The sequence below is a fragment of the Bradyrhizobium sp. USDA 4506 genome, assembly GCF_054058795.1.
In genome coordinates, this window is the sequence record NZ_JBSSBM010000002.1 from 5406697 (window position 1) to 5428670 (window position 21974).

The window sequence follows — 21974 nt, forward strand, 5'->3', positions numbered from 1 at the left end:
GCTGAATTGACCGAAAAGGTCCCGATTCGGGACGATTTCGGCAGCTCAGGCGATCTTTTCTTCCCAGAGGGTGAGCACCGGGACCGGCTTCCCGATGGCGTAACCCTGGGCGTAATCGACCCCGATCTGGCGCAGCTCGTCCAGGATCGCGAGGTTCTCGACGAACTCCGCGACCACCTGCTTCTGCATGATCTTCGCGGTCTTGGTGATCATCTCGACCATCGCCCGATCGACCTTGCTGTTCAGGATCTCCTTCACGAACGAACCGTCGATCTTGATGATGTCGACCGGCAGGTGCTTCAGATAGGCGATCGAGGACATGCCGGTGCCGAAATCGTCGAGCGAGAAGCTGCAGCCGATCTCGCGCAGCCGCGCGATGAACTTCTGCGCCTCGTCGAGGTTCGAGATTGCGCTGGTCTCGGTGATCTCGAAACACACCGATGCCGGCGAAACGTCAAGCTGCGCGAACAGCCCGGCGACGAAGTCGACGAAGTCGCTGTCGCCGATGGTGGCGCCGGACAGGTTGATGGCGTAGCTCGCAATCTTGCGCGGCTGGTGCTTGCGCTCGGCGATGATCTCGAAGGCGCGGCGAACCACCCAGCGGTCGATCAGCGACATCAGCCCGTAGCGTTCGGCGGCGGGCAGGAAACTGCCGGGCGGCACCAGCGCGCCGCTCTCGTCGCGCAGGCGCAGCAAGAGCTCGCGCCGGTCGTTGCCCTTCAGCACGCCGTTCACCGGGCGGATCTCCTGCTCGTAGAGGCAGAAGCGCCCCTCATCCAGTCCCTTGCGAATGCGATTGACCCAGCTCATCTCGGCAACGCGCACGGCCATGCCGGTGTCGGACGGGCGGTGCTCCTGGACGCGATTGCGTCCCTTGTCCTTGGCAAGGAAACAGGCAACGTCGGCAAGCCGCAACGCGTCCTGCACGCCGGCACTGTCGGCCAGCCCGACCAGGCCGATGCTCGCGCTGATCCGGAAGCTCGCCCCCTCATAAATGAAGCTCGACTGCTCGATCACCGCCCTGACCCGCTCCGCAACGTCGGCAGCGACGTCGTGCGTCGCGGAGCCGTCGTCACGCAGCAGAATGCCGAACTCGTCGCCGCCAAGACGCGCGACAAGGCCGCTGCTGCCGACTTCGGTCGCCAGCAGCCTCGCCACCTGCTTCAGCAACCGGTCGCCCGCCATGTGGCCGCAGGTGTCGTTGACGATCTTGAACTGATCGAGATCGATCAGCATCAGGTCGGCGCCGACGGCCGGCGAGCCCGACATCGCCTTGTGCAGTTCGAACTCGAACTGCCGGCGGTTGGCAAGGCCGGTGAGCGCGTCATGCGAGGCAGCCCACGCCAATTCCTCGACCAGCCGCCGCTCGGCGGTCATGTCGTGAATGATCATGACGCGGCCGGCCGGTTCTCCGGCATGCACGATCGGGGTCTCGACCACCGAGACCGGCACGCTGGAGTGGTCCGGCCGCACCAGGAGCTGTGGCCGGCTTTCGTCGGCGGCGTCGAACGATCCGCGCACCGGCTGCTCGGCAATGTTGAACAGCGACGCTAGCGGCCGTCCCGTCACCTCCTGCCCTGCCGCGATGAGCCGCTGCGCGGCGGCGTTCATGTAGTCGACCCGATCGTCCTGCGTCGTCACGATGACGGCATCGCCGATCGACGCCAGCGTGAGCTGGGCGCGCTCCTTCTCGACCGCGAGCGCGGTCTCGGCAAGCCAGCGCCGCCACAGCATCCGCCGCGTGTGGACCAGCACGATGCCGGCAAGGCAGGCCGCGATCACGAAGTTGACCAGCAGCAGCAGCGCGGAGACCTGACGCGACGCCTTGCCCAGATGATCGGAGAAATCGACGGCGAGCGTGCTCAGCGCCGCATCGACCGTACCGATCCGTTCGGCCCAATGCCTGATGGTCGCAGCCGACGGATCGTGCAGCGCGACGTCGCTCGCCGCCTCGTTCCGGATTTCAATCAGCTGATCGAGCAGCGCATCCGAATTGCGCCATGCCGTCACCGCGCCGGCCACGTGGTGCATCGTGCGGAAATATTTGAACAGCCAGATCAGGCCGCCGATGTCGTCATCATGATTACCTGCCCTGGCGAAGCCGGCCCTCGCCACCGCGTCATTGTCGCCCGGCGCTTCCAGCGCGCGCCGCGCCGTGCGATCGGCCAGCGGCACCGCGATCGCGGCATCGAACTTCTGCAGATAGAGCGGCGCACCGGTGCTGACATAGGTCTGCAGGTAGTGGATGGCGTCCTTCTGCCCCTTCGACCACATGCTTTCGCCGGCCACATAGGCCCTGACCGCGGACATCACCTGCAGGCTGCCCGCCGACAGGCCGCCCAGCAGCAACACGATGGCCAGCAGCGGTCCCACCACCCGCCACAACGACCGGCTTCGAAACGAAAAGAACATGCCCAAATGCGCCCGCCCCTGAAATTATCGGGTGAGCCTAGGAACCGTGACTTAACCTCACGTTGCAAAACGCGATGAGTTTGAAACGACTTGGCTGCAGCACAATTACGTCAAACTTTACGCACCCCGGCGACCGGCGACGACGCTCACGGGTGCAATGTCGGCGACGTGTTCGGCGCGGGCGCCTGCTCCATCTCGGCCTCTTCGGGCAGCTTGTCGGCATGGACGGCGAGCGGCGTGCCGATCCAGAGCGGATCGTCGTGGTGGTCGCGGCGCGGATTGGTGGTGTTGGGATGGACCAGGATGCTCAGGCTGCCGTGGTTCAGCATCAGCCACGGCACCAGGGTCGGAAACAGCTCGGCCGCAAACGCCACCTGATACATCGCCTGATCGTGCGGGCCGACCTTGACGTCGTGCCAGCGTCCGAGCGTGACCAGGAAGCGCTCGCCGATCCAGTTGCGCAGCCGCTCCGCCTCGTCCCGGCTGGTCGCGGGGTCGTAATAGACATGAGCGTGATAGCTCGCGATCTCGCCGATCGTCCGTGGCGCGTCCGTCATCTCAGCTCTCCTTCTGGCCGGTCACTTGCGCCGCAGCACACTGAACTGGAATGACTGCGTCGCGCCCCAGGGCGTGACGTGCCGGTGCGCCTCATGCGCGATCAACTCGAATGCCGGACCAATGGTCCTGCTGAGCGTCGCGGGGTCATAGCGCTGCACCGGCAGGCCGCTGCACTTCTCCGGGCCGTCCAGCGCGAAGGTGCCTATCACGGCGTGCCCGCCTGCTTTGACGCCGCGATGCAGCCGGTCGAGATAAGCTGCGCGGTCTGGTTCCTCGACCAGGAAGTGAAACGCCGCGCGATCGTGCCAGATGTCGAAGGTCTGCTGCGGCTGCCAGATCGTCGCGTCACCTACGATCCAGCGCACCGCGTCACCTGCTGCGCCGATCCGTTCCCGCGCGCTCGCCAGCGCCGCTTCGGAGAGGTCGAGCACCGTCAGATCGTGGAAACCGCCCGCAAGCAACGCATCGACGAGGCGCGAGGCCCCGCCGCCGATGTCGATGATCGACGCGTCGCGGCCCGGTGCGATCGATTCGATCAGACGCAGCGATGGCTGCGGATCGGCCTGCGACCAACTCACCTGCTGCTCTCCCTTGGTCAGATAGACGGTCTGCCAATGCGATTGCCGATCAGAAGCGGTCATGGCGATAGGTCCCGAAAGCGGCAACAACCTGCGTTGCGCCATTAACCATCAGCTAGGCGCGGCGGTCTCTCGCGTCAACCGGCAGCGGCGGGCACGCACGGCGGCGCAGCAGCAAATGCCGCATTTGCTTCGCCGCATTTTCCAACTAACCTGATAGCCGGGTTGAGATCGGGGCGTCCGGGGATGGCCAATTTCGGCTGGACACGCGGCAACAAGCCTGCACAAGCGGAAGACGCCGCCAGCGATTTGCGCGGCCTCAGCGATCCGGCGGCGTTTCTCGCCGCGCTCGACAAGGTGGTCCCGCGCTATCTCGATCTCGCCGACAATGGCGTGCTGGTCTATCCGGCCTGCAAACGCAAGCCCGGCGATCTGCTCGGCGACATCAGCGCGATCTGGGAGCACACGCGGCTTGAAGCGATGCGCTATGTCCCGATGGTGCCGCGGCAGGACATCTCGCTGCTGGTCGATCCGGCCCGCCAGGCGGAGATGATCGATGCTTTCCTGCGCCAGCGCGCGCACGACAAGACCGTCGTCGATTTCACCGGCACCGCGATCGAAGACTACGGGATTGCGATCTACGCTGGCCTGAACTGGCTGAACCATTGCGGCGCGCTCGTGGGCGCGGATCCGCAAAAATTTTCCGGCACGTTGCGGAGCTTCCGCAGGGTCATGGTGGTCGCCCAACAGTGGTGGGCGATCGACGGCGCGGCCGAGCGCTGCCGGCAACTGCTGGAAGCGCGCGAACGCCCGCCGCTGGTGTTCTTCCTGCTGTGGGCCGAATGCACCAATTTGGCGCGGGAGATCGCGATCGCGGCGGCCGGTCCAAATGCAACCGAGGACACCATCTCGCGGATGCGCGCGGCCGAAGATCCGGACGAGCTGACGTAATGCGCGGATCGGACGCGCGGCCGCAGACCAAGGTGCGTACTCATAAATCCGGGATGTCCGCTTTCGAGAGGTAAAGCGGACTCGCGACCCCGACCACGCGGATGTCGCCTTCTGACCCTGGCTGTGTGAAAACGCTGGGCTGCTGTTATGATTCTCCTGTGATTCTTTGGGGGAATCGATGAGGCGCTTCGTTGAAGAGGCGGATCGTGGACAGCGGTCGCTGTTGCCCGAATGCCTCGATGACTTCATTGACGAGAGCAACCCTGTTCGCGTGATCGACGTATTTGTCGATGCGCTCGGTTTGGCTGAGATGGGCTTTGAGGGTGTGGAGCCGGCGGCCACCGGTCGGCCGTCGTACCATCCCTCGGTGCTCCTGAAGCTTTACATTTACGGTTATCTGAACCGGGTACAGTCGAGCCGGCGGCTGGAACGAGAGGCCGGGCGCAACGTCGAGGTGATGTGGCTGCTGGGTCGGCTCGCTCCCGATCACAAGACGATTGCGGACTTCCGCAAGGACAACGGCCTGGCGCTGCGCAGGGTATGTGCGCGCTTCGTCGAACTCTGCCGAGAGATGGGTCTGCTGGCGACGGCGAGCGTCGCCATCGATGGCAGCAAGTTCAAGGCCGTGAACAACCGGGACAGGAACTTCACGCGCGCGAAGATGGAGCGACGGCGTGCTCAGTTGGAGGAGAGCGTCGCGCGCTATCTGAGCCAACTTGACACGGCCGACCGCCAGGAGCCGACCGAGGCCCTGGCCACGAAGGTGACGAGGCTTACCGAGAAGCTGACGAAACTGAAGGAGGAAATGGGCAAGCTTGCCGTCTACGAGAAGCAGATGCTTGCGTCACCCGACCAGCAAATCTCCCTGACCGACCCCGACAGCCGCTCGATGGCGACGAGCGGGCGCGGCTCTGGTGTTGTCGGCTACAACGTACAGGTCGCCGTAGACACCGAACACCATCTGATTGTGACGCACGAGGTGACGAACAGCGGCTCGGATCGGGCACAACTTGCCAATATGGCCAAGCGGGCGAAGGCTGTTCTGAAGACTGAGACGCTCGAAGCTGTAGCCGATCGCGGCTACTTCAACAGCCCAGAGATCCTTGCGTGCCACGAAGCGGGCATCACGGTAACTCTGCCCAAACCGCTAACGTCCGGCGCTAAGGCAGACGGACGCTTCGGTAAACAGGACTTTGCCTATTTGCCAGAGGAGGACGTCTATCGCTGCCCGGCCGGGGAGCGGCTATCATATCGCTATACGAATGAAGAAGACAGCAAGGTGCTGCGGCGCTACTGGACCACGGCCTGTCAAAGCTGTTCGCTCAAGACCCAATGCACGCCTGGGTCAGAACGGCGGATTACGCGATGGGAGCATGAGCATCTGCTCGAGGCTGTGCAGCAGCGCCTTGATGCAAGCCCGCACGCCATGCGTCAGCGCCGCGAAACTGTCGAGCATCCGTTCGGCACCATGAAGGCCCGCATGGGAGCGACACACTTCCTCACCAAAACGCTTCCGAAAGTGGCGGCCGAAATGGCGCTCTCCGTCCTGGCCTACAATCTGACACGGGTCATGAACATCGTCGGGATCAAGCCGCTGATGGCTGCGATCGCGGCATGACACCAATCCAGTCCCGACTGCCTCGGGACTGGCGTTTTTACACGACCAAGACCCGGAGCAGACATCGGCCTGGCCATTTGGCAAGGGATAATTCTGGCTATACCCGCCCTTCCAGAATTGTGGCCTGACCCTATAAGATGCGCCTCCTGACCCCCAGGGTAAGATATGGCGCGGCCGTCAAAAACGAGAGGCAAGAGGAGCGCGGCGAAAACCCGCAAGGCGAACTCTATGGGCGACCACAAAAAGCCCATTAAAAATAAGCGCGGCATTTCTCCGATCTCCGATGTGACCAAAGAGTTGCAGGAGGCCCGCGAGCAGCAAGCGGCTACGGCCGAGATATTGAAGGTCATAGCCAGTTCGCCTGGCGAGCTTGGGCCGGTGTTCGAGGCCATGCTGAAAAATGCCGTGCGCATCTGCAGCGCCAGTTTTGGGACGCTGCTCCTATACGAAGGCGACAGGTTGCGGCGGGTAGCGCGAATGGCCGCGCAAAACGTGCCGCAATCGTATGCGCCCGACCAAGAAACGCCGCCACACTTCATCGCGCCGTTTGATGGGGCGCCTTCGCTGGGGCGCCTCGTCGAGACCAAGGCGCTGGTTCACATTGCCGATATTGCCACCGAGCATCCCGACGATCTGATCTACAAGGTCGCCGCAGCCCGCACCGTTCTGATTGTGCCGATGCTCAAAGAGAGCAAGCTTGTCGGCGCCTTTGCCGTCTACCGCAAGGAGGTGCAAGAATTCAGCGACAAGCAGGTCGAGTTGCTGGAAAATTTTGCGGCACAAGCCGTGATCGCCATCGAGAACACGCGGCTGCTCAAGGAACTGCGGGAGCGCACAGATCAAGTAGCCGAGCTTAATCGGGGCCTCGAAGGGCGGGTCGCCGAGCAAGTCGAGGAATTGGGCCGCATCGGACGTCTGAAGCGCTTCCTCGCTCCACAACTGGCCGAACTGATCGTCTCGCAGGGAAACGAGAAGATCCTCGAAAGCCACCGCCGCGAGATCGTGGTCGTGTTCTGCGATTTGCGCGGCTATACTGCCTTCACCGAGAGCGCCGAGCCAGAGGAGGTGTTGAATTTCCTGCGCGAGTATCACGGCGCGCTCGGGCCGCTCGTCAGCCAGTTCGAGGGGACGCTCGACCAGTTCTCCGGCGACGGGATCATGGTGTTCTTCAACGACCCCGTACCGATCCCCGACCCGGCTCTGCGCGCGGTCGATATGGCCGTCGCGATGCGCGAGGCTGCGTCGTCGCTGACCGCGGCCTGGCGCGAGCGAGGCCGTGAGTTGGGATTTGGCGCCGGCATCGCCCAGGGTTACGCGACCTTGGGCCAGATCGGATTTTCCGAGCGCTTCGGATATACTGCGATTGGCACCGTGTGCAATGTGGCGGCACGGCTGTGCGGCGAGGCTAAGGACGGCCAAATTCTGCTCAGCCAGCGCGTCAACGTGGCTCTCAAAGGAAGCGTAGCGACTGAACATCTTGGCGCACTTTCGTTGAAGGGTCTCACCCAGCCGATCGTGACCTACAACGTGCCGCTCACGGCTAGCCAACCGGCGCTCCGTGTTATCGATGGGGGTAATCATTGAACGGCCAGTCAGCGGGGGAGTCCGGCCTTGGCCCGTTGCGGACATTCACTTAGGCGTCCGTCGATGTCTGCTTTGGAGGACAACTCAGACCTCGCTATCTCCGCACGCGCGTACCAGATTTATGAGTACACGCCCAAGTCTAGGCGACAGGGTCCGCGTCGACCGAGACCACCTGCAGCTCCTTGGATTTGCGCGAGATCATGCGGGCCAGCTCGCTCTGCTTGTAGGTCTCGACGAACTTGATGGCGAAGCCGTTCGGCAGATGCCGGACCACCCGCCCGACGCAGGCGCCGATCGCCAGCGGCATGCCGACCGGCGGCTGCGCCTCGGAGGAGACCGCCGCGCCGGACAGCGACATATCGATGATGAAGCAGCTCTGCATGGTGCCGTCCGCCAGCGTCAACATGGCATGCGGCGCGACGGGAACGAAACGCGGGTTGTTGCGCGCCTCGCGGATGCTCGGATCCTTTTGCTTCTTCTCGATCCAGGTCAGCTTGTCGGCGAACTTCTCGCGCATGGCATGCGTCATCTCGAGCTCGAGCAGGAAGCTGCCGCTCATCGTGTCGGTGATGCAGCCCTCGAACTTGCCGAACTCCTCGAAATACGAAGTCAGCCGGTCGCCGACCTTGCCGACGACGGGCACGTCCACGATCATCCGGAACGGCGAGACGCGCGTGGTGCGGCAGGCGAAGGTGCGCAATTTGCCCTGGGCATCGTACCAGTTCGGCAACGTGTAGCTGCCGTTGACGGTGATCTTGACCGCGCGTTGCTTGAGAAACTTTTCGACGGACACGACTGAACCTCGCCCGAGGCGATGTGAATGCACGGAGGTCGGGATTGACCGGCTTCACTGCCGGTCCGGGTGGGGAAGTCCGCTACCGACGCGATGGTAGCGGGGAGCTGCGGCACGCATTCCAGCGCGTGGCCGAATGGTCCTGGCGCGCAGGTGCGTACAGCCATACCGTCGAAAAACTAGGAAAAAGTTAAGCCGGGACGGAGCGCCGGCGGCGCACTCTATGGCGCAACCGTTGCCCGGCAGTTTATTTTGCGAACCGTACAACTACCGGGAGAGTTGCTACCCGGCAATGCAATCGCGCCGTGCTCCAAACCGCCTGCCCCGGCTGTCGGCCGGGTGCTAGCCTTCGCTCGATCAGTCCGGACCCTCATAGGCTCAACATGTCAAACAAATCGCTTGCCGACGGCAAGATCCTGCAGGACGTCGTCGACGGCGTCGGCGTCATCACCTTCAACAATCCCGACAAGCGCAATGCGATGTCGCTGGAGATGTGGGAGGGGCTCGGCGAGGCGCTGACGTCGTTGCGCGACGATCCGGCTGTCCGCGTCGTGATCCTGGTTGGCGCCGGCGACAAGGCCTTCGTATCGGGCGCCGATATCAGCCAGTTCGAGAAGACGAGGCACAACGCCGAGGCCTCCGAGGAATATTCACGGCGCAGCGCCGCCCAGCGCGCCCTGCTCGCCGACTATCCGAAGCCGACCATCGCCTGCATCCGCGGCTTCTGCCTCGGCGGCGGCATGCAGGTCGCGATGCTGACCGATATCCGCATCTCCGGCTCGAGCGGCCAGTTCGGCATACCCGCCGCCAAGCTCGGCATCGCCTATGGCTATGACGGGCTGCGCCATCTGGTGTCGCTGGTCGGGCCGTCCTGGGCGCGGCTGATCATGTATACGGGCATGCGGATCGATTCCGCCGAGGCGCTGCGAATTGGCCTCGTCGATCGCGTGCTGCCGGACGCCGAGCTCTGGGACGCGACCATGGAGATCGCGCGCACCATTTCCGGCAATGCGCCGCTGGCGATCAAGGCCGCCAAGATCACCATCGCGCAGGTGCTGAGGGATCCAGCCGACCGCGACATGGCGGCGATCAAGCAGGTCGGCATCGAATGCATGGACAGTGCGGACTTCCGCGAAGGCCGCAGCGCTTTCATGGAGAAGCGCAAGCCGCAGTTCAAGGGCCGGTAGCGGCGTCCTCATCCTCACCGGTCATCGCCCGGTTCAACTGGGCGATCCAGTCCGCGGCGGCCCATCGGCTCAAGCACGACCGCCTCTGGAATACTGAATCACCCGCATGCGCATGCGCGGGTGATGACGCCGGATGGCGATCGCACGATTTCTGAATAATGGAATAATAGCCCCGATTTGCGCGGCGCGTCAAGTCGCCTGGTCGAAGGCCGGCCGCCGGCCGGCTCCTTTGCATGGGGTTGTTTTCGATATTTTGGCAGTGTGCTCGCGATTAAACCTGCCCGCTACTTCTTCTCGCTGACCGGGACCGTGTAGTTCAGGATCAACCGCCCGCCGTCGGGATAGATGGTCTGGCCGGTGATGTAGGAGGCATCGTCGCTGGCCAGGAATGCCACGACGGCAGCGACCTCGCTCGGCTCGCCGCAGCGGCCGGCCGGCGTGCGCGACAGCACGCTGCGCCGCGCATCCTCGGACGAGAAGATCGCCGTCGCCACCATCTCGGTCAGGATCGTGCCGGGTCCGACCGCCACGACGCGAATGCCGTGCGACGCCAGCGCCACGGCGGCGACCGAGGTGAGCTGCTTCATCGCGCCCTTGGACATCGCATAGGTCGCGAGCGAGGGGATCGCGAGCAGCGCGTTGACCGAGGACATGTTGACGACGACGCCGCCACCGCCCTGCGCGATCATCTGGCGCGCCGCAGCCTGGACGCCGAAGAACGCGCCCTTGAGGTTGATGCCCATCACGTCGTCGAATTCGGCCTCGCTGATGTCGAGGAAGTCGCGGTTGCGCGCGACGCCGGCATTGTTGACCATGACGTCGAGCCGGCCGAATTCCTTCACCGCGGTCGCGACGATGCGGTCGACATCGGCGCGCTTGCTGACGTCGGCCTCGACGGCCCGCAACTGATCGATATGTCCGAGCTCCTGGGCGGTGTGGACAAGCCCTGCAGCGTCGACATCCGAGATGACGACCCTGGCGCCGTCGGACAGGAAGCGCGCCGCGCAGGCCTTGCCGATGCCGCGTGCCGCCCCCGTGATGGCGACGACCTTGCCGGAATTCTTCATGGGAGTGCCTCCAGAACAAACTGTTCATGGAGCAATAGCGCATTGCGCGTCGGCAGGGAACGCGGCGGATTCTCCGGGCGAGACCTCAGGACTTGATGCGCGCGAGAATCCGGTCGGCCTCGGTACGCCAGTCGGCGCTGCGGGCGAAGTCCGGCGTTCCCTTGGCTCCGAACACGCCCTCATCGGCAAGGTCGGCGATCCAGCCCTGCCGCTCGGCGGTGCCGGAGGCAGACCATGGCGTCAGCCCGGCCTCGCGCACGGTCTCCGCCACCTCGCGCACCTCCTCGGCGCGCCGCCGGCCGTGCTCGATCACCCGCTGAAAGAAATAGGCGCCCTGCTTCTCCCAGTCGATCGACGGAAAGGTCTCCTTGAGCGAGGCGAGCACCGCATCCTCGACGCCATAGGCGCGCGCGGTGGTGAAGCTCTCGATCACCATGGCCTCCAGCCCCTTGATCATGATGCTGCGACACATCTTGACTGCAGAGGAGACCCCAAGCTCGTCGCTTGCGACCTTCGCCGCAAAACCGAGCGCGACCAGCAGCGGCGCCAGCTCCCGCGCGCCTTGGCCGCCGAGCAGCAGCGGCACCCTGATCCGGTACGGCGGCAGCGAAGTCATCACCGCGCCCTCGACATAGCGGCCACCGGCGCTGTCGATGTACGCCGCCGCGCGCTGCTTGGCGCCGGGCGAGGCCGAGTTGAAATCGAGAAACCAGACCCCGCTCCGGATTGCAGGTGCGCAGGCCGCGGCCACCGGCACCGCCTGGCTCGCCGTCACCGCCGAGATGATGAAATCGGCCCGCGCCGCAAGAACGGCATGGGATTGCGCGAGCTCGACGCCGATCTCCGCCGCGTGTGCGCGCAGCGCCGCGCCCTGCCCGCGGTCGAGCTTGATGTCGTAGGCCGAAACCCTCACGCCCTGCTGGCGCAGATCCTCGGCAAGGATGCGACCGACCTCGCCATAGCCGAGCATGCCGACCTGCCATTGCCGCGGATCGCAGGAGATTGTCATCAGTTCAGGTCCCGTGTTGTGTCGTCGAACAGCTCGTCGACCGTGACGCGCCGGCGGATCAACGCCTGCTGCACGCAATAGTCGATCATCAGCTCGAGCGGCTTGCGGTTCGCCGCAACGCCGAACGGCAGCAGGTCCGGCATGCCGGGCGGGCCGGCCGCTGCCTTGCCGCGCTTGAGCAGCTCGTACAGGCTCCGCACCACGTCCGGCCGCGACGCCGCAAGCCGCGATGTCACCACCACCAGATGATTGACCGGCACCACGCCGTGCCGCGCATACCACAGGGACGCCTCTGCGGCTGGATCGGCGAACAATGGCTTGAATGCCGGATCGCTGGAGGTCTCGCCCAGCACGGCATCGAGCTCGCCGTCCCTCAGCATCTGGACGATGGTCTTGCCCTTCGGCGCACGCTCGGTGCTGTCGACATATTCCGCGACATGCGGATCCTCGAACGTGACCCAGTTGATCCTGTCGAGGTTCACGCCATGGTCATTGGCAAGGATGCCGCGCATCCATGCCCCGGTCGTGGTCGTGAACGAGCGGATGCCGACCCGCGTGCCTTCGAGATCGGCAGGCACGAGCGTACCGAGGTCGGCGCGATAGAGCGCATGGCCGTGCTGGAAGCGGCCGACCATCGCCGCCGGCAGCAGCACCAGCGGCTTGCCGTGCGCCCTTGCCATCAGATAGGTCACGATCGCCATCTCGCAGACGTCGAAGGCCTGCTCGCGCACCATCGGCTTGAACGCGGCGTTGGTCGGCGTGAATTCGGTGAAGTCGAGATCGAACAGGTCGGAGCGAAGCTCACCGTTCTTCATCGCCCGGATGTGCGGATGATTGCCGAGCACGGCGCGTAGCCGAAGTTTCTCCATCGCGACAAGCTCCGGACGTTCAGGTCACCACTCGCCCCGGATTTGCGCCCGGGATCTTGCGCGGCGCCCCTTCGTCGAGCGGCGCGGCCTGCAACGCGGCGACGGTGGCGCGCACCAGCTCCTCGATGGCGTGGCCGGCATCGGTGCCGTCGGCGCTGCCGCGCGACAGGCGCGAGACGCGCTCCGGCGTCACCAGCGTGTAGTAGAGCGCGCCGAGCAGGAAGTGGCTGCGCCAGACCAGATCGGTACGAGGAATATGCGGCAGGCTTTCATGAATCGCGTCGATGAAGGCGTGACTGGTGTCGTCGAAGGTCTGCGCAATGATCTTGCGCACGACCTCATTGCCCTCGGCCGACATGATCGCGCGCAATCGCGTGAACCGCGTTCCGCCGCCGGCAAGATCGCTGCCGGACGTAAAGGCCGGCAACACATAGGCGCGCACGATCGCCTCCAGCCGGTCCTGCAGATCACGCACCCGCCGCGCCGCGGCCAAGAGCTCGGAGCGCCGCCGGTTCATCGGGCCGCAATGGCGCCGATAGATTTCCAGCAGCAGGCCGTCCTTGGTCCTGAAATGATAGGTCACGCTGCCCGGATTGGCGCCGGCGGCCTGCGCGATGTCGCGCACCGAGACGGCGTTGAAGCCGTAGGTCGAGAACAATTCCTCCGCCGCGGCGAGGATCGCCTCGCGCATGTTCGGCTTGCGGGTGCCGGCGGCGGCCTTCACGTCAGACCTGGCAGGTTTGCGGACCATATTTGTACTATCGTCCAAATAATCCGGTCGCGTCAACAACGCCGCGCTGCGTCAGGATAGTTTGACGTCAGGCTCGGCCCGACCGCGCGCGGCGGCCTCGAGCAGGAACGTCCTGCCATGCTCGGGATCGGCCGCACGCCGCGCCTCATCCATGTCCTGCCAGGCCGTGGTGACCAGCACGCGCGAGAAGTCGCGGCCGACGAACGCCGGGCAGCTCGATTGCCTCGCCGGTACGCGTAGCGAACGCAGATGCCGGCCGGTGGGATCGTAAACGTCGACGCAACCGCCGCCCCAGCGCGCGTTCCAGATCATCCCGTCGGCATCGACGATCGCGCCGTCGAGCCCGCCGCGGCCTCGATGCCTGATCAATTCGGTGGCCTCGCCGACCGGCAGTCCTGTTGATGGATCGAGCGGCACGCGATGCAGCACGTTGGTCGCGGTATCGGCGAAATAGCCGATGTCGCCCGCGGGCGAAAAGCAGATCGCATTCGGGATGGTGATCCCCGGATACAGCCGCACGATGCGGCCCTGACGCAGCGCATAGATCGCGCCGGCACGCTGCTCGGCATGGCGCCCCATGGTGCCGAGCCAGAACGTGCCCGACGGATGCACACGCGCATCGTTGGAGCGCGTCAGCGGATTGTCGGCCTCCAGCGCGGCGAACAGCTCGAGGCGGCCGTCGGCAACGTGCCGTACATAAAGTCCATCTTCGGTAAGGATCAGCTGTCGCTCGCCGTCGATCCGCGCCAATGCACTCGCCATTTTCGGCAGTTCGTGAATGACGGTGCGGCCACCTGCAAATCGATGCTCGAACAGCCGGCGCTCGCGGATATCGAACCACCAGGCGGTGTCGGTCGCCGCATCATAGGTCGGGCCTTCGCCGAGATGGCAACGCTCCGCCGACAGCACCGATGTCGGCACCTCTTCCATCAACGGCTCGGCGGCACGGTCGGTCATGGCGTCACTCACGCGGTTGAGAAGCGGTAGACGATGCTGCGCCGATAGAACTGCCCCGGATCGAGCCGCGCCGACGGGAAGTCGGGCCGGTTCGGCGTATCAGGCCAGGCATGCGGCTCGAGACAGAGCGCGTCGGATTGCCGGTAGAGACGATCGCCCTTGCCAGCGGTCGAGCCGTCGAGGAAATTGCCGGAATAGAACTGCAGTCCCGGCTGATCGGTGAGCAGCTCCATCACACGGCCGCTGTGCGGCGCCTCGAGGCGCGCAGCGAGACGAAGGCCCGCCCCCGAAGCCAGACAGAAATTGTGGTCATAGCCGCGCCCAAGCTGGAGCTGCTCGTCATGCATCCTGATCCGCGCGCCGATGGCTGTAGGCTTGCGGAAATCGAACGGCGTGCCGTCGACCGGCCGCGGCGGCTCGTGGAGCGGGATCGCCGTGGCATCCACCGCGAGGAAATGGTCGGAGACGATCGTCAGGCGGTGATCGAGGATCTGCATGCCCGAGCGCGCGCCCTCGAGATTGAAGAAACTATGATTGGTGAGGTTGAGGCAGGTCGGCCGGTCGGTCGTCGCCTCGTAGGTGACCGAGAGCTCCATCGGACTGCGCACGCGATAGGTCACGCGCGCCGCGAGATTGCCCGGATAGCCCTCCTCGCCATGCGGGCTCTCGCGCGCCAGCACCAGCGTCGGTTCCGGTTCATCTGATAGTTCGACGATCCGCCACAGCTTGCGATCGAAGCCCTGCAGGCCGCCGTGCAACGCATTGGGGCCGTTGTTGGCCTCGAGCGTGACCGTCTCGCCATCGAGCACGAAGCGCGCGCCGGCGATCCGGTTGGCATAGCGCCCGATCGTCGCGCCGAAGAATTTGCGCTGTGCGAGATAGCCGTCGAGCCTATCGTGGCCAAGCACGATGTCGTCGCAATGCCCGTCACGATCCGGCGCAAGCAGCGCTTGCAGCGTGGCGCCGAACGGAAGGATGGCGGCCTCAAAACCATGTTCACCGCGCAAGATCACGCGCTCGACCACGGTGCCGTCGTGCAATTTGCCGAAGGGAGCGCGACCAATGCTGGCTGATGTCATTGTCAGTCCTCGAACGCCTCGACGAGGCGCCGTCGCCCGAGCATGAAGCTATCGGCGACAAGCCGCAAGGGCGCGAGGTCGACATCGGATTTTCCTTCCGAGGTCAGCGCGACGAAGCGGCGGTACAGCGCGGGATATTCCTCATCCGGCGCATCGACCACCAGCCTGCCGCCATCGCGCAGCTGCCTTCCACCTTTCGACAGCGTCACGGGCCCGGCCTCGGTCTCGCACAGGATGTCCCAGCTCGGCGATCCGGTCTGGCGGAAATCGAATTCGGCGTGAATTGGCAATCCGCCCGCGTCGGCAAGTTCGATCTCTGCCGCAATCGGCGCCTCCCGATTGGACGGAAAGTCCAACGCCGCGCTCCTGATAAAGACCGCACGCGGCAGGATCTCGGTCAGGATCGACAGCGCGTTGATGCCGGGATCGAACACGCCGAAGCCACCCGCCTCGAAGATCCAGGCCTGGCCTGGGTGCCAGACGCGCACGTCTTCCTTCCAGATGATGGTCACCTTGTTGATGGTGCGTCTCGCGAGCAATTGCCGCGCAGGACCGACCGCGGCCGCATAGCGTGAATGCCATGTGGCAAACAATGTCCGGCCCGCCTCCTGCGCGGCCGCGATCAGCGGCGTGAGTTCGCTTAACGTCGTGCCCGGCGGCTTCTCCAGCAGCACATGCTTGGCCGACGCGAGTGCGGCGGCGGCCTGCGCGTGGCGCACCTGCGGTGGCGTACACAGCGCGACCGCGTCGATCTCCGGCCCGTCGCGCAACAGCTCCTGCATGTCGCGGAAATGCGGCAGGCCGGGCGGAGTCTTCACGGGATCAACCACCGCAACGAGAGCCACGCCTGACGTCTTCGCGATCGCAGGCAGGTGCTGCCGGCACGCGATCTCGCCAAAGCCGACAATGGCGATGCGAAGCAGGTCACTCATGGCCGTCCTCGCGTTGCTGTCCACCTGGCCGGCTGAAGCCGCCAGGCAGAATCATAAGCCAGCGCCGAATACCAACGGCATGATGTGATTTTGGTTGCGGACACGCAAGTGCACGACGCTCTGTTGCGCGCCTCGCGGCCGGGGCGTCGGCTTTGATCAATCAAGGCCGATGCTCCAGAATCCTGTTTTGACAGGCTTTCCTTGCGCGGACCGGTCACCGCCTCGCCCGAGACCGCGCTAGCGTGCGGCCTCAAACCCGCCGAGCACCGCCGTCAGATTGGCGCCGAGGATGTCGGAGAGATAGCCGCCCTCCTGCACCAGCACCGTCGGCAATCCGAAGCGAGCCAGCCCCTCGCCGATGCGACGGAAGCCGTCGGTGGTGACGGCGAGACCGGCAAGCGGGTCCTTCTCGGAGGCGTCGAGACCGAGCGCAACCACGAGCGCGGTCGGGGCAAAGGAGCGGATCGCCTTCTCCGCCACGGCAAGCGCCTTCATGTAGTCGTCGTCACCGGTGCCCTTGGCGAGGGGAATGTTGAGATTGGTGCCGAGGCCACCTGCGGCGCCGCGCTCATGCGCATAGCCCCAGACGAAGGGGTAGAAGAACGACGGATCGGCGTGGATCGAGACGGTGAAGACATCCGGCCGCTCGTAGAAGATGCCCTGCGTGCCGTTGCCGTGATGCACGTCGACGTCGAGGATCGCGACGCGCTCATGCTTCTGGCGCAGATGCTCGGCCGCGATCGCGCTGTTGTTGAGGAAGCAGAAGCCGCCGGCGAGGTCGCGATAGGCGTGGTGGCCGGGCGGGCGGCACAGCGCGTAGACGGCATCCTCGCCGTCCAGCACCATCTGCGCGGCGGTGACCGCGACGTCGCTCGAGGCGCAGGCGCCTGCCCAGGTCCCGGGACCGATCGGAGCCGCGGTGTCCATCGTGTGCCAGCCGAGCTTGCCGACGATATGAGCAGGGTACGTGCCGGCATTGCGCACCGGATGGATGTTCGCGATCATCTCCGGCCCGGCATTGCCGAGCGCCGACCATTCGTCCCAGGCGTCCGCGAGAAAGCTCAGATATTCCGGACTGTGCACGCGCGCCCGCGGCCCCTGCCCGAACCTGGTCGGCTCGATCAGCGTGTGCTTGCCGGCCTTCAGGCCCGCCAGCAGGCGGTCGGCGCGTTCGGGCTGTTCGGTGGTACGCTGGACCACACCGCGGACCAGGAAGAATTGCGGATCATGGCTGCGGTGCAGATCACTGTAGACGGCCTTCACGGGGACACTCCTGTTCGATCGGCTGAGCTGGACAGAGCGAGGGCAATGTGCCGCACGCAAGCTTTGGCTTGCGCGTTGTACACTATCAGCGTCGGCGACGATCTGAAACCGAGCGCGATTTCATGCTATGCCCGCATGCAGCGCAATGATTGAAAGACGCGGGACGCGAAGTCCGGCCATGGCCAGCGGCAAGACGGAAACAGAGGAAGCGGCAACGGGGCGGCGCGGGCGGCCGCGCTCCGCCGCGACAACGGCCGCGATCCTGGAAGGCGCCTATCAGCTGATGGCGACGACGGGCCTCGCCGCGACCACCATCGACGCGATCGCCAAACATTCCAACGTCTCGAAGATGACGATCTACAAATGGTGGCCGTCGCGCGAAGCGTTGCTGATCGATGCCTTCCTCGACCAGGCCTCGCGGGCCGTGCCGCTGCCCGAAACCGGCAGTCCGGTGGCCCGCATCCGCCGCCACGTCGCAACCTATGTCGAGGCGTTGCAGGGCGAGTTCGGCCGGGTGCAGCTCGCCGTGATCTCGGAATGTATCTCGAAGACCGGCACGGCGGAGCTGTTTTACGAGCGTTACCTTGGCCTGCGTCGCAGCAAGATGCTGGAGATCATCTCCGCCGGCCAGAAGGACGGCAGCATCGACGCACCGGGCGTCCCCGCCGATATCTATGATGCGATCTATGGCAGCCTGTTCTATCGCTACGTCTTCGGCATCAAGCCGTTGACGCCGGCCTACGCCCGCAATCTCGTCAATCTGGTGCTGCGGCCCCGCGCGGACGCTTGACTATCAAGCAGAGCGTTGGCGCTGACGGCGGAACCAGACCCAGGTCTCGCGCGTGACGGCCCGGTAACTGCTGCCGCGATACACGATGTGGCCATCGACGATGGCGTTCAGCTTCGGCAGCGCATGGAACGGCACCGTGGGATAGGCGTGGTGCTCGACATGGTAAGGCATGTTCCAGGCGAACCATTTCATGATCCTGCCGGTCATCGTGGTGCGCGTATTCTCGAACGCGCTCCGCGTCCGCTCGCAGCCGGTGTGCTCGGCATAGAGATAGGGGCGCAGGATGAGCTGACCGGCCAGGAGCGGCACGATCCACACCCAGAGCAGGATCGCACTGTGCAGCGCGAACGAGGCCGCGAGCAACAGCAGATAGCCCGCGAGATAGAGCCTCGCCTCCAGCACGATCGAGGCGCGCTTGTGCTCCGGAATCCACGGCACGACCACCTTTCCGGTGAGTGCATGCCAAAACATCAGGCGGATGCGAACCAACACCTGCAGCAGTCCCGAATAGGCGATCGCCAGCTGGGTGTCCGACGCGGGCTTGGGGCCGACGATCAGCTCCGGGTCTTTCTCCGGATCCTGCGTGTAGCGATGATGGTCCCAGTGAAACAGGCAGTAGTACTGGTAGGGCAGTCCGATCATGAAGGCGGACAGATTGCCGACGACAAGATTGAGCACTGGACTGCGGAACGCCGTCTTGTGCGCGGTCTCATGCACCACCATGAACAGGAATGCGACGAAGTAGCCCTGCACGGCAATCAGCGGCAGCGCCCATGGCAGACCGTAGCGCGATGAGACCAGAGAGATCAGCGCGCCGACGATGACGATCATCCCGTAATGGCTTGCCGCGCGCACCGCGCCGGCAAGGTTCGACTTGGTCGACAAATCGCGCAAGGTCAGCGGGCTGAGCGGCTTCAGGCGGGGTCCGGCGTCACTGGTCTCTGCGGTGCTCATGTCGTCTCACCTGTCAGCGTTGCAGCAGCGCCGAGATTTCGGCGTTGATGAAGGCGCGGTCTTCGGCGTTGTTGGCGGGATTGCCGGCCCGGTGCCCGTGGATCGACGGAATCGCATGCAGCGCGGCCGAGCGCGCGTTGACCAGGCGGCCGAGTTCAGCCTCGTTGTCGCGCGGGTCGAAATAGCGATCGGTACGCCCCGGCATCAGCAGGACATGCGCCTTGATCGCGGCCAGCGCCCGGTCGAAGTCGCCGCCGAATTGATCGCAACGGCTGATATCGCCGGCCTGCCAGATCGCGATCTGCACCATCAGATCATTCGCATCGCGCCGCGCGAAGGCACCGTCCCAGGATCCCGCGAGGTAGTCTTCCAGCGAGTTAAAGCCGGCCGCGCGCCAGACTTCCTCGCGATAGAACTCATGCGACATCGCCCAGCCGGCGTAGACGCGCCCCATCGCACGAAGGCCCGCCGCGGGCTTGCTGACGAAGCGGCCGTCCCGGTAGGCCGGGTCGGCGGTCAGCGCGGCCCTCACGCCTTCGAGGAACACATGATTATACGGCGAACATCGCGCGCTGCCGCAAACCACGGCTGCGCGCTCCACCATGTCGGGATACCGCGCGGCCCAGTGATAGGCCTGCATGCCGCCCATCGACCAGCCATAGACCAGCGCGAGCTTTGTCACGCCGAACCGCTCAACCAGCAGCCGCCGCTGGATCGCGACCGCGTCATGATAGGTGAAGGCAGGAAACGGCGCGCCGCCGAGCACCTCGGCCGAATTCGACGGCGAGGACGACAGGCCATTGCCGAACAGATTCGCGATGACGATGAAGTAGCGCTCGGGATCGAGCGCGCCGCCCGGCTGTACCAGCCATTCGATGTCGGTGTGCCGTGCGGCGAACGACGTCGGATAGAGGATGACGTTGTCCCGCGCCGCATTCAGCGTGCCATAGGTCTTGTAGGCGAGCCTCAGTTGCGGAAACACGGCACCGCCCTGCAGCGTCACATCACCTGCCTCGAACACCTCATAGTCGCGCGGCGTGGTCATCAGCATTCGACCTCGAGCAGCCGGGCGCAACGCTGCGCCCTTAATAACTGTACTATTGGTACACTAAATACGAAACCCTGGCAATAGCGGCAAAGGTGGAATGACACCGGGCCGATCCATTCAAAATCGGTATGGATCAATACCCGTTTCGGCTTGGACCCATTGTCGTCATGTCTCTAGGACAGACCCCGAGGAAATTTTCGAGGAGGCGCTAATGAGCGCAATTGTGTCCGCCGCAGACACGCGGCGATCCCGCGTCCGGCTCTTGATCGTGACGATGCTGTTTCTCGTCACCACCGTGAACTATGCCGATCGCGCCACGCTCTCGATCGCCGGCCCCGCCCTTTCCAAGGAACTGCATCTCGATCCGGTCGCGATGGGCTACGTGTTCTCGGCGTTCGGCTGGTCCTATGTGGTCGCGCAGGTGCCGTGCGGCTGGCTGCTCGACCGCTTCGGCTCCAAATGGGTCTATGCGATCAGCATCATCGTCTGGTCGATCTTCACCGCAACGCAGGGCCTGGTCGGATTCCTCTCCGCGGGCGCGGCCGTGGTCCTGCTGTTTGCCCTGCGCTTCCTGGTCGGCATCGCCGAGGCGCCGTCATTCCCGGCCAATGCCCGCATCGTCGCCTCCTGGTTCCCCGGCAATGAACGCGGCACCGCCTCGGCCTTCTTCAATTCGGGGCAGTATTTCGCCACCGTGATCTTCGCGCCGCTGATGGGCTGGATCGCCCATGAGTATGGCTGGCGCCATGTGTTCTACGTGATGGGTGCGCTCGGCATCGTCACGGGCATTGCCTGGATCAAGACCATCTACGAGCCCAAGGAACACCCCGCGATCAACGAGGCCGAATTCGACTACATCAAGCAGGGCGGCGCGCTTGTCGACATGGACGCGGCGAAGGCTGGCAAGACTCAGGACAGCGGCCCCAGCTGGGACCACATCCGCCAGCTGCTCGGCAACCGGATGATGCTCGGCGTCTATATCGGCCAATACTGCATCAACACCCTGACCTATTTCTTCCTGACCTGGTTCCCGGTCTATCTGGTGAAGGAGCGCGGGCTCTCGATCCTGCAGGCCGGCTTCGTCGCGACCTTGCCGGCGCTGTGCGGCTTCATCGGCGGCGTGCTCGGCGGGGTGATCTCGGACTATATCCTGCGCCGCACCGGCTCGCTGACCATGGCGCGCAAGATCCCGATCGTCGGCGGCATGCTGCTGTCGATGTCGATCATCGCCTGCAACTATGTCGACGGCCAGGCGCTGGTGGTCGGCTTCATGGCGCTCGCCTTCTTCGGCAAGGGCATCGGCGCGCTCGGCTGGGCGGTCGTCTCCGACACCTCGCCGAAGGAAGCCGGCGGCGTCTCCGGCGGCTTGTTCAACACCTTCGGTAACCTGTCCTCGATCACGACGCCGATCGTCATCGGCTACATTCTGGCCGCCACCGGCTCGTTCAACGGCGCGCTGGTGTTCGTCGGTGCCAACGCGCTGGTCGCGGCGATCGCCTATCTGTTCATCGTCGGCGAGATCAAGCGGGTGCAGCTCAAGGCGGCGTGAGCGCGCTTCACCTCTCCCCGCCTTC

20 protein-coding genes are annotated in these 21974 nt (G+C 64.8%); 6 read left to right on the forward strand and 14 right to left on the reverse strand.

What is annotated here, in order from left to right; all coding sequences use genetic code 11:
• Positions 1-45: 45 nt before the first annotated feature.
• From ACVIHF_RS27770 to ACVIHF_RS27780, 3 genes are all read right to left on the reverse strand, one after another.
• The gene (locus tag ACVIHF_RS27770; protein ID WP_256558646.1) at positions 46-2412 is read right to left on the reverse strand and encodes an EAL domain-containing protein; all 2367 of its coding nucleotides are present in this window, start codon (positions 2410-2412) and stop codon (positions 46-48) included.
• Positions 2413-2558: 146 nt separating this feature from the next.
• On the reverse strand, positions 2559-2969 hold the full coding sequence (locus ACVIHF_RS27775; RefSeq protein ID WP_253607081.1) for a DOPA 4,5-dioxygenase family protein: 411 nt from the start codon (positions 2967-2969) through the stop codon (positions 2559-2561).
• A 21-nt stretch (positions 2970-2990) separates the two neighbouring features.
• Positions 2991-3611, reverse strand: a complete 621-nt coding sequence (locus ACVIHF_RS27780; protein ID WP_253607080.1) for a class I SAM-dependent methyltransferase — start codon at positions 3609-3611, stop codon at positions 2991-2993.
• A gap of 183 nt (positions 3612-3794) precedes the next feature.
• Between ACVIHF_RS27780 and ACVIHF_RS27785 the strand changes: the two genes are divergently transcribed.
• The 3 genes from ACVIHF_RS27785 (at position 3795) to ACVIHF_RS27795 (ending at position 7701) form a co-directional block, all read left to right on the forward strand.
• Positions 3795-4499, forward strand: a complete 705-nt coding sequence (locus ACVIHF_RS27785; RefSeq protein ID WP_253607079.1) for a hypothetical protein — start codon at positions 3795-3797, stop codon at positions 4497-4499.
• Positions 4500-4677: 178 nt separating this feature from the next.
• Entirely contained in the window at positions 4678-6117 is a 1440-nt protein-coding gene (locus ACVIHF_RS27790; protein ID WP_253607763.1) for an IS1182 family transposase, read from the forward strand.
• 228 nt (positions 6118-6345) lie between these two features.
• Positions 6346-7701: an adenylate/guanylate cyclase domain-containing protein gene (locus ACVIHF_RS27795; protein ID WP_456792888.1), complete on the forward strand. Its 1356-nt coding sequence runs from the start codon at positions 6346-6348 to the stop codon at positions 7699-7701.
• Between the two features lie 139 nt (positions 7702-7840).
• Here ACVIHF_RS27795 and ACVIHF_RS27800 read toward each other — a convergent pair whose 3' ends face one another.
• Positions 7841-8494: a PilZ domain-containing protein gene (locus ACVIHF_RS27800; protein WP_253607077.1), complete on the reverse strand. Its 654-nt coding sequence runs from the start codon at positions 8492-8494 to the stop codon at positions 7841-7843.
• A 383-nt stretch (positions 8495-8877) separates the two neighbouring features.
• Between ACVIHF_RS27800 and ACVIHF_RS27805 the strand changes: the two genes are divergently transcribed.
• Positions 8878-9681, forward strand: coding sequence for an enoyl-CoA hydratase (locus ACVIHF_RS27805; protein WP_253607076.1), 804 nt, complete (start codon positions 8878-8880; stop codon positions 9679-9681).
• Between the two features lie 284 nt (positions 9682-9965).
• On the opposite strand, the gene ACVIHF_RS27810 is transcribed toward ACVIHF_RS27805, so the two are convergent.
• From ACVIHF_RS27810 to ACVIHF_RS27845, 8 genes are all read right to left on the reverse strand, one after another.
• Complete coding sequence (locus tag ACVIHF_RS27810; protein WP_253607075.1) at positions 9966-10748, reverse strand: SDR family NAD(P)-dependent oxidoreductase; 783 nt, start codon at positions 10746-10748, stop codon at positions 9966-9968.
• Between the two features lie 85 nt (positions 10749-10833).
• A complete protein-coding gene (locus ACVIHF_RS27815; RefSeq protein WP_256558645.1) occupies positions 10834-11757 on the reverse strand; it encodes a DUF1932 domain-containing protein in 924 nt (307 codons plus the stop codon).
• Positions 11757-12626: a substrate-binding domain-containing protein gene (locus ACVIHF_RS27820; protein WP_253607074.1), complete on the reverse strand. Its 870-nt coding sequence runs from the start codon at positions 12624-12626 to the stop codon at positions 11757-11759. Before ACVIHF_RS27820 ends, ACVIHF_RS27815 begins: the two co-directional genes overlap by 1 nt.
• A 19-nt stretch (positions 12627-12645) precedes the next feature.
• The gene (locus tag ACVIHF_RS27825) at positions 12646-13377 is read right to left on the reverse strand and encodes a TetR/AcrR family transcriptional regulator (RefSeq protein WP_253607073.1); all 732 of its coding nucleotides are present in this window, start codon (positions 13375-13377) and stop codon (positions 12646-12648) included.
• A gap of 51 nt (positions 13378-13428) precedes the next feature.
• Complete coding sequence (locus ACVIHF_RS27830; RefSeq protein WP_456794132.1) at positions 13429-14307, reverse strand: SMP-30/gluconolactonase/LRE family protein; 879 nt, start codon at positions 14305-14307, stop codon at positions 13429-13431.
• Positions 14308-14342: 35 nt separating this feature from the next.
• Entirely contained in the window at positions 14343-15413 is a 1071-nt protein-coding gene (locus tag ACVIHF_RS27835; RefSeq protein ID WP_253607072.1) for an aldose epimerase family protein, read from the reverse strand.
• Between the two features lie 2 nt (positions 15414-15415).
• A complete protein-coding gene (locus ACVIHF_RS27840; protein ID WP_253607071.1) occupies positions 15416-16345 on the reverse strand; it encodes a Gfo/Idh/MocA family protein in 930 nt (309 codons plus the stop codon).
• Positions 16346-16582: 237 nt separating this feature from the next.
• A complete protein-coding gene (locus ACVIHF_RS27845) occupies positions 16583-17608 on the reverse strand; it encodes a histone deacetylase family protein (RefSeq protein ID WP_253607070.1) in 1026 nt (341 codons plus the stop codon).
• 178 nt (positions 17609-17786) lie between these two features.
• Here ACVIHF_RS27845 and ACVIHF_RS27850 point away from each other — a divergent pair, with 178 nt between their 5' ends.
• Positions 17787-18398, forward strand: a complete 612-nt coding sequence (locus ACVIHF_RS27850) for a TetR/AcrR family transcriptional regulator (RefSeq protein WP_253607069.1) — start codon at positions 17787-17789, stop codon at positions 18396-18398.
• 3 nt (positions 18399-18401) lie between these two features.
• Here ACVIHF_RS27850 and ACVIHF_RS27855 read toward each other — a convergent pair whose 3' ends face one another.
• Both ACVIHF_RS27855 and ACVIHF_RS27860 read right to left on the reverse strand, forming a co-directional pair.
• Positions 18402-19352, reverse strand: a complete 951-nt coding sequence (locus ACVIHF_RS27855) for a fatty acid desaturase (RefSeq protein WP_456792889.1) — start codon at positions 19350-19352, stop codon at positions 18402-18404.
• Positions 19353-19365: 13 nt separating this feature from the next.
• A complete protein-coding gene (locus tag ACVIHF_RS27860) occupies positions 19366-20397 on the reverse strand; it encodes an alpha/beta fold hydrolase (protein WP_253609892.1) in 1032 nt (343 codons plus the stop codon).
• Between the two features lie 214 nt (positions 20398-20611).
• On the opposite strand from ACVIHF_RS27860, the gene ACVIHF_RS27865 reads away from it, so the two are divergent.
• Positions 20612-21949 (forward strand): MFS transporter, encoded by a 1338-nt coding sequence (locus ACVIHF_RS27865; protein WP_253607067.1) that lies wholly within the window; start codon positions 20612-20614, stop codon positions 21947-21949.
• Positions 21950-21974: the final 25 nt, after the last annotated feature.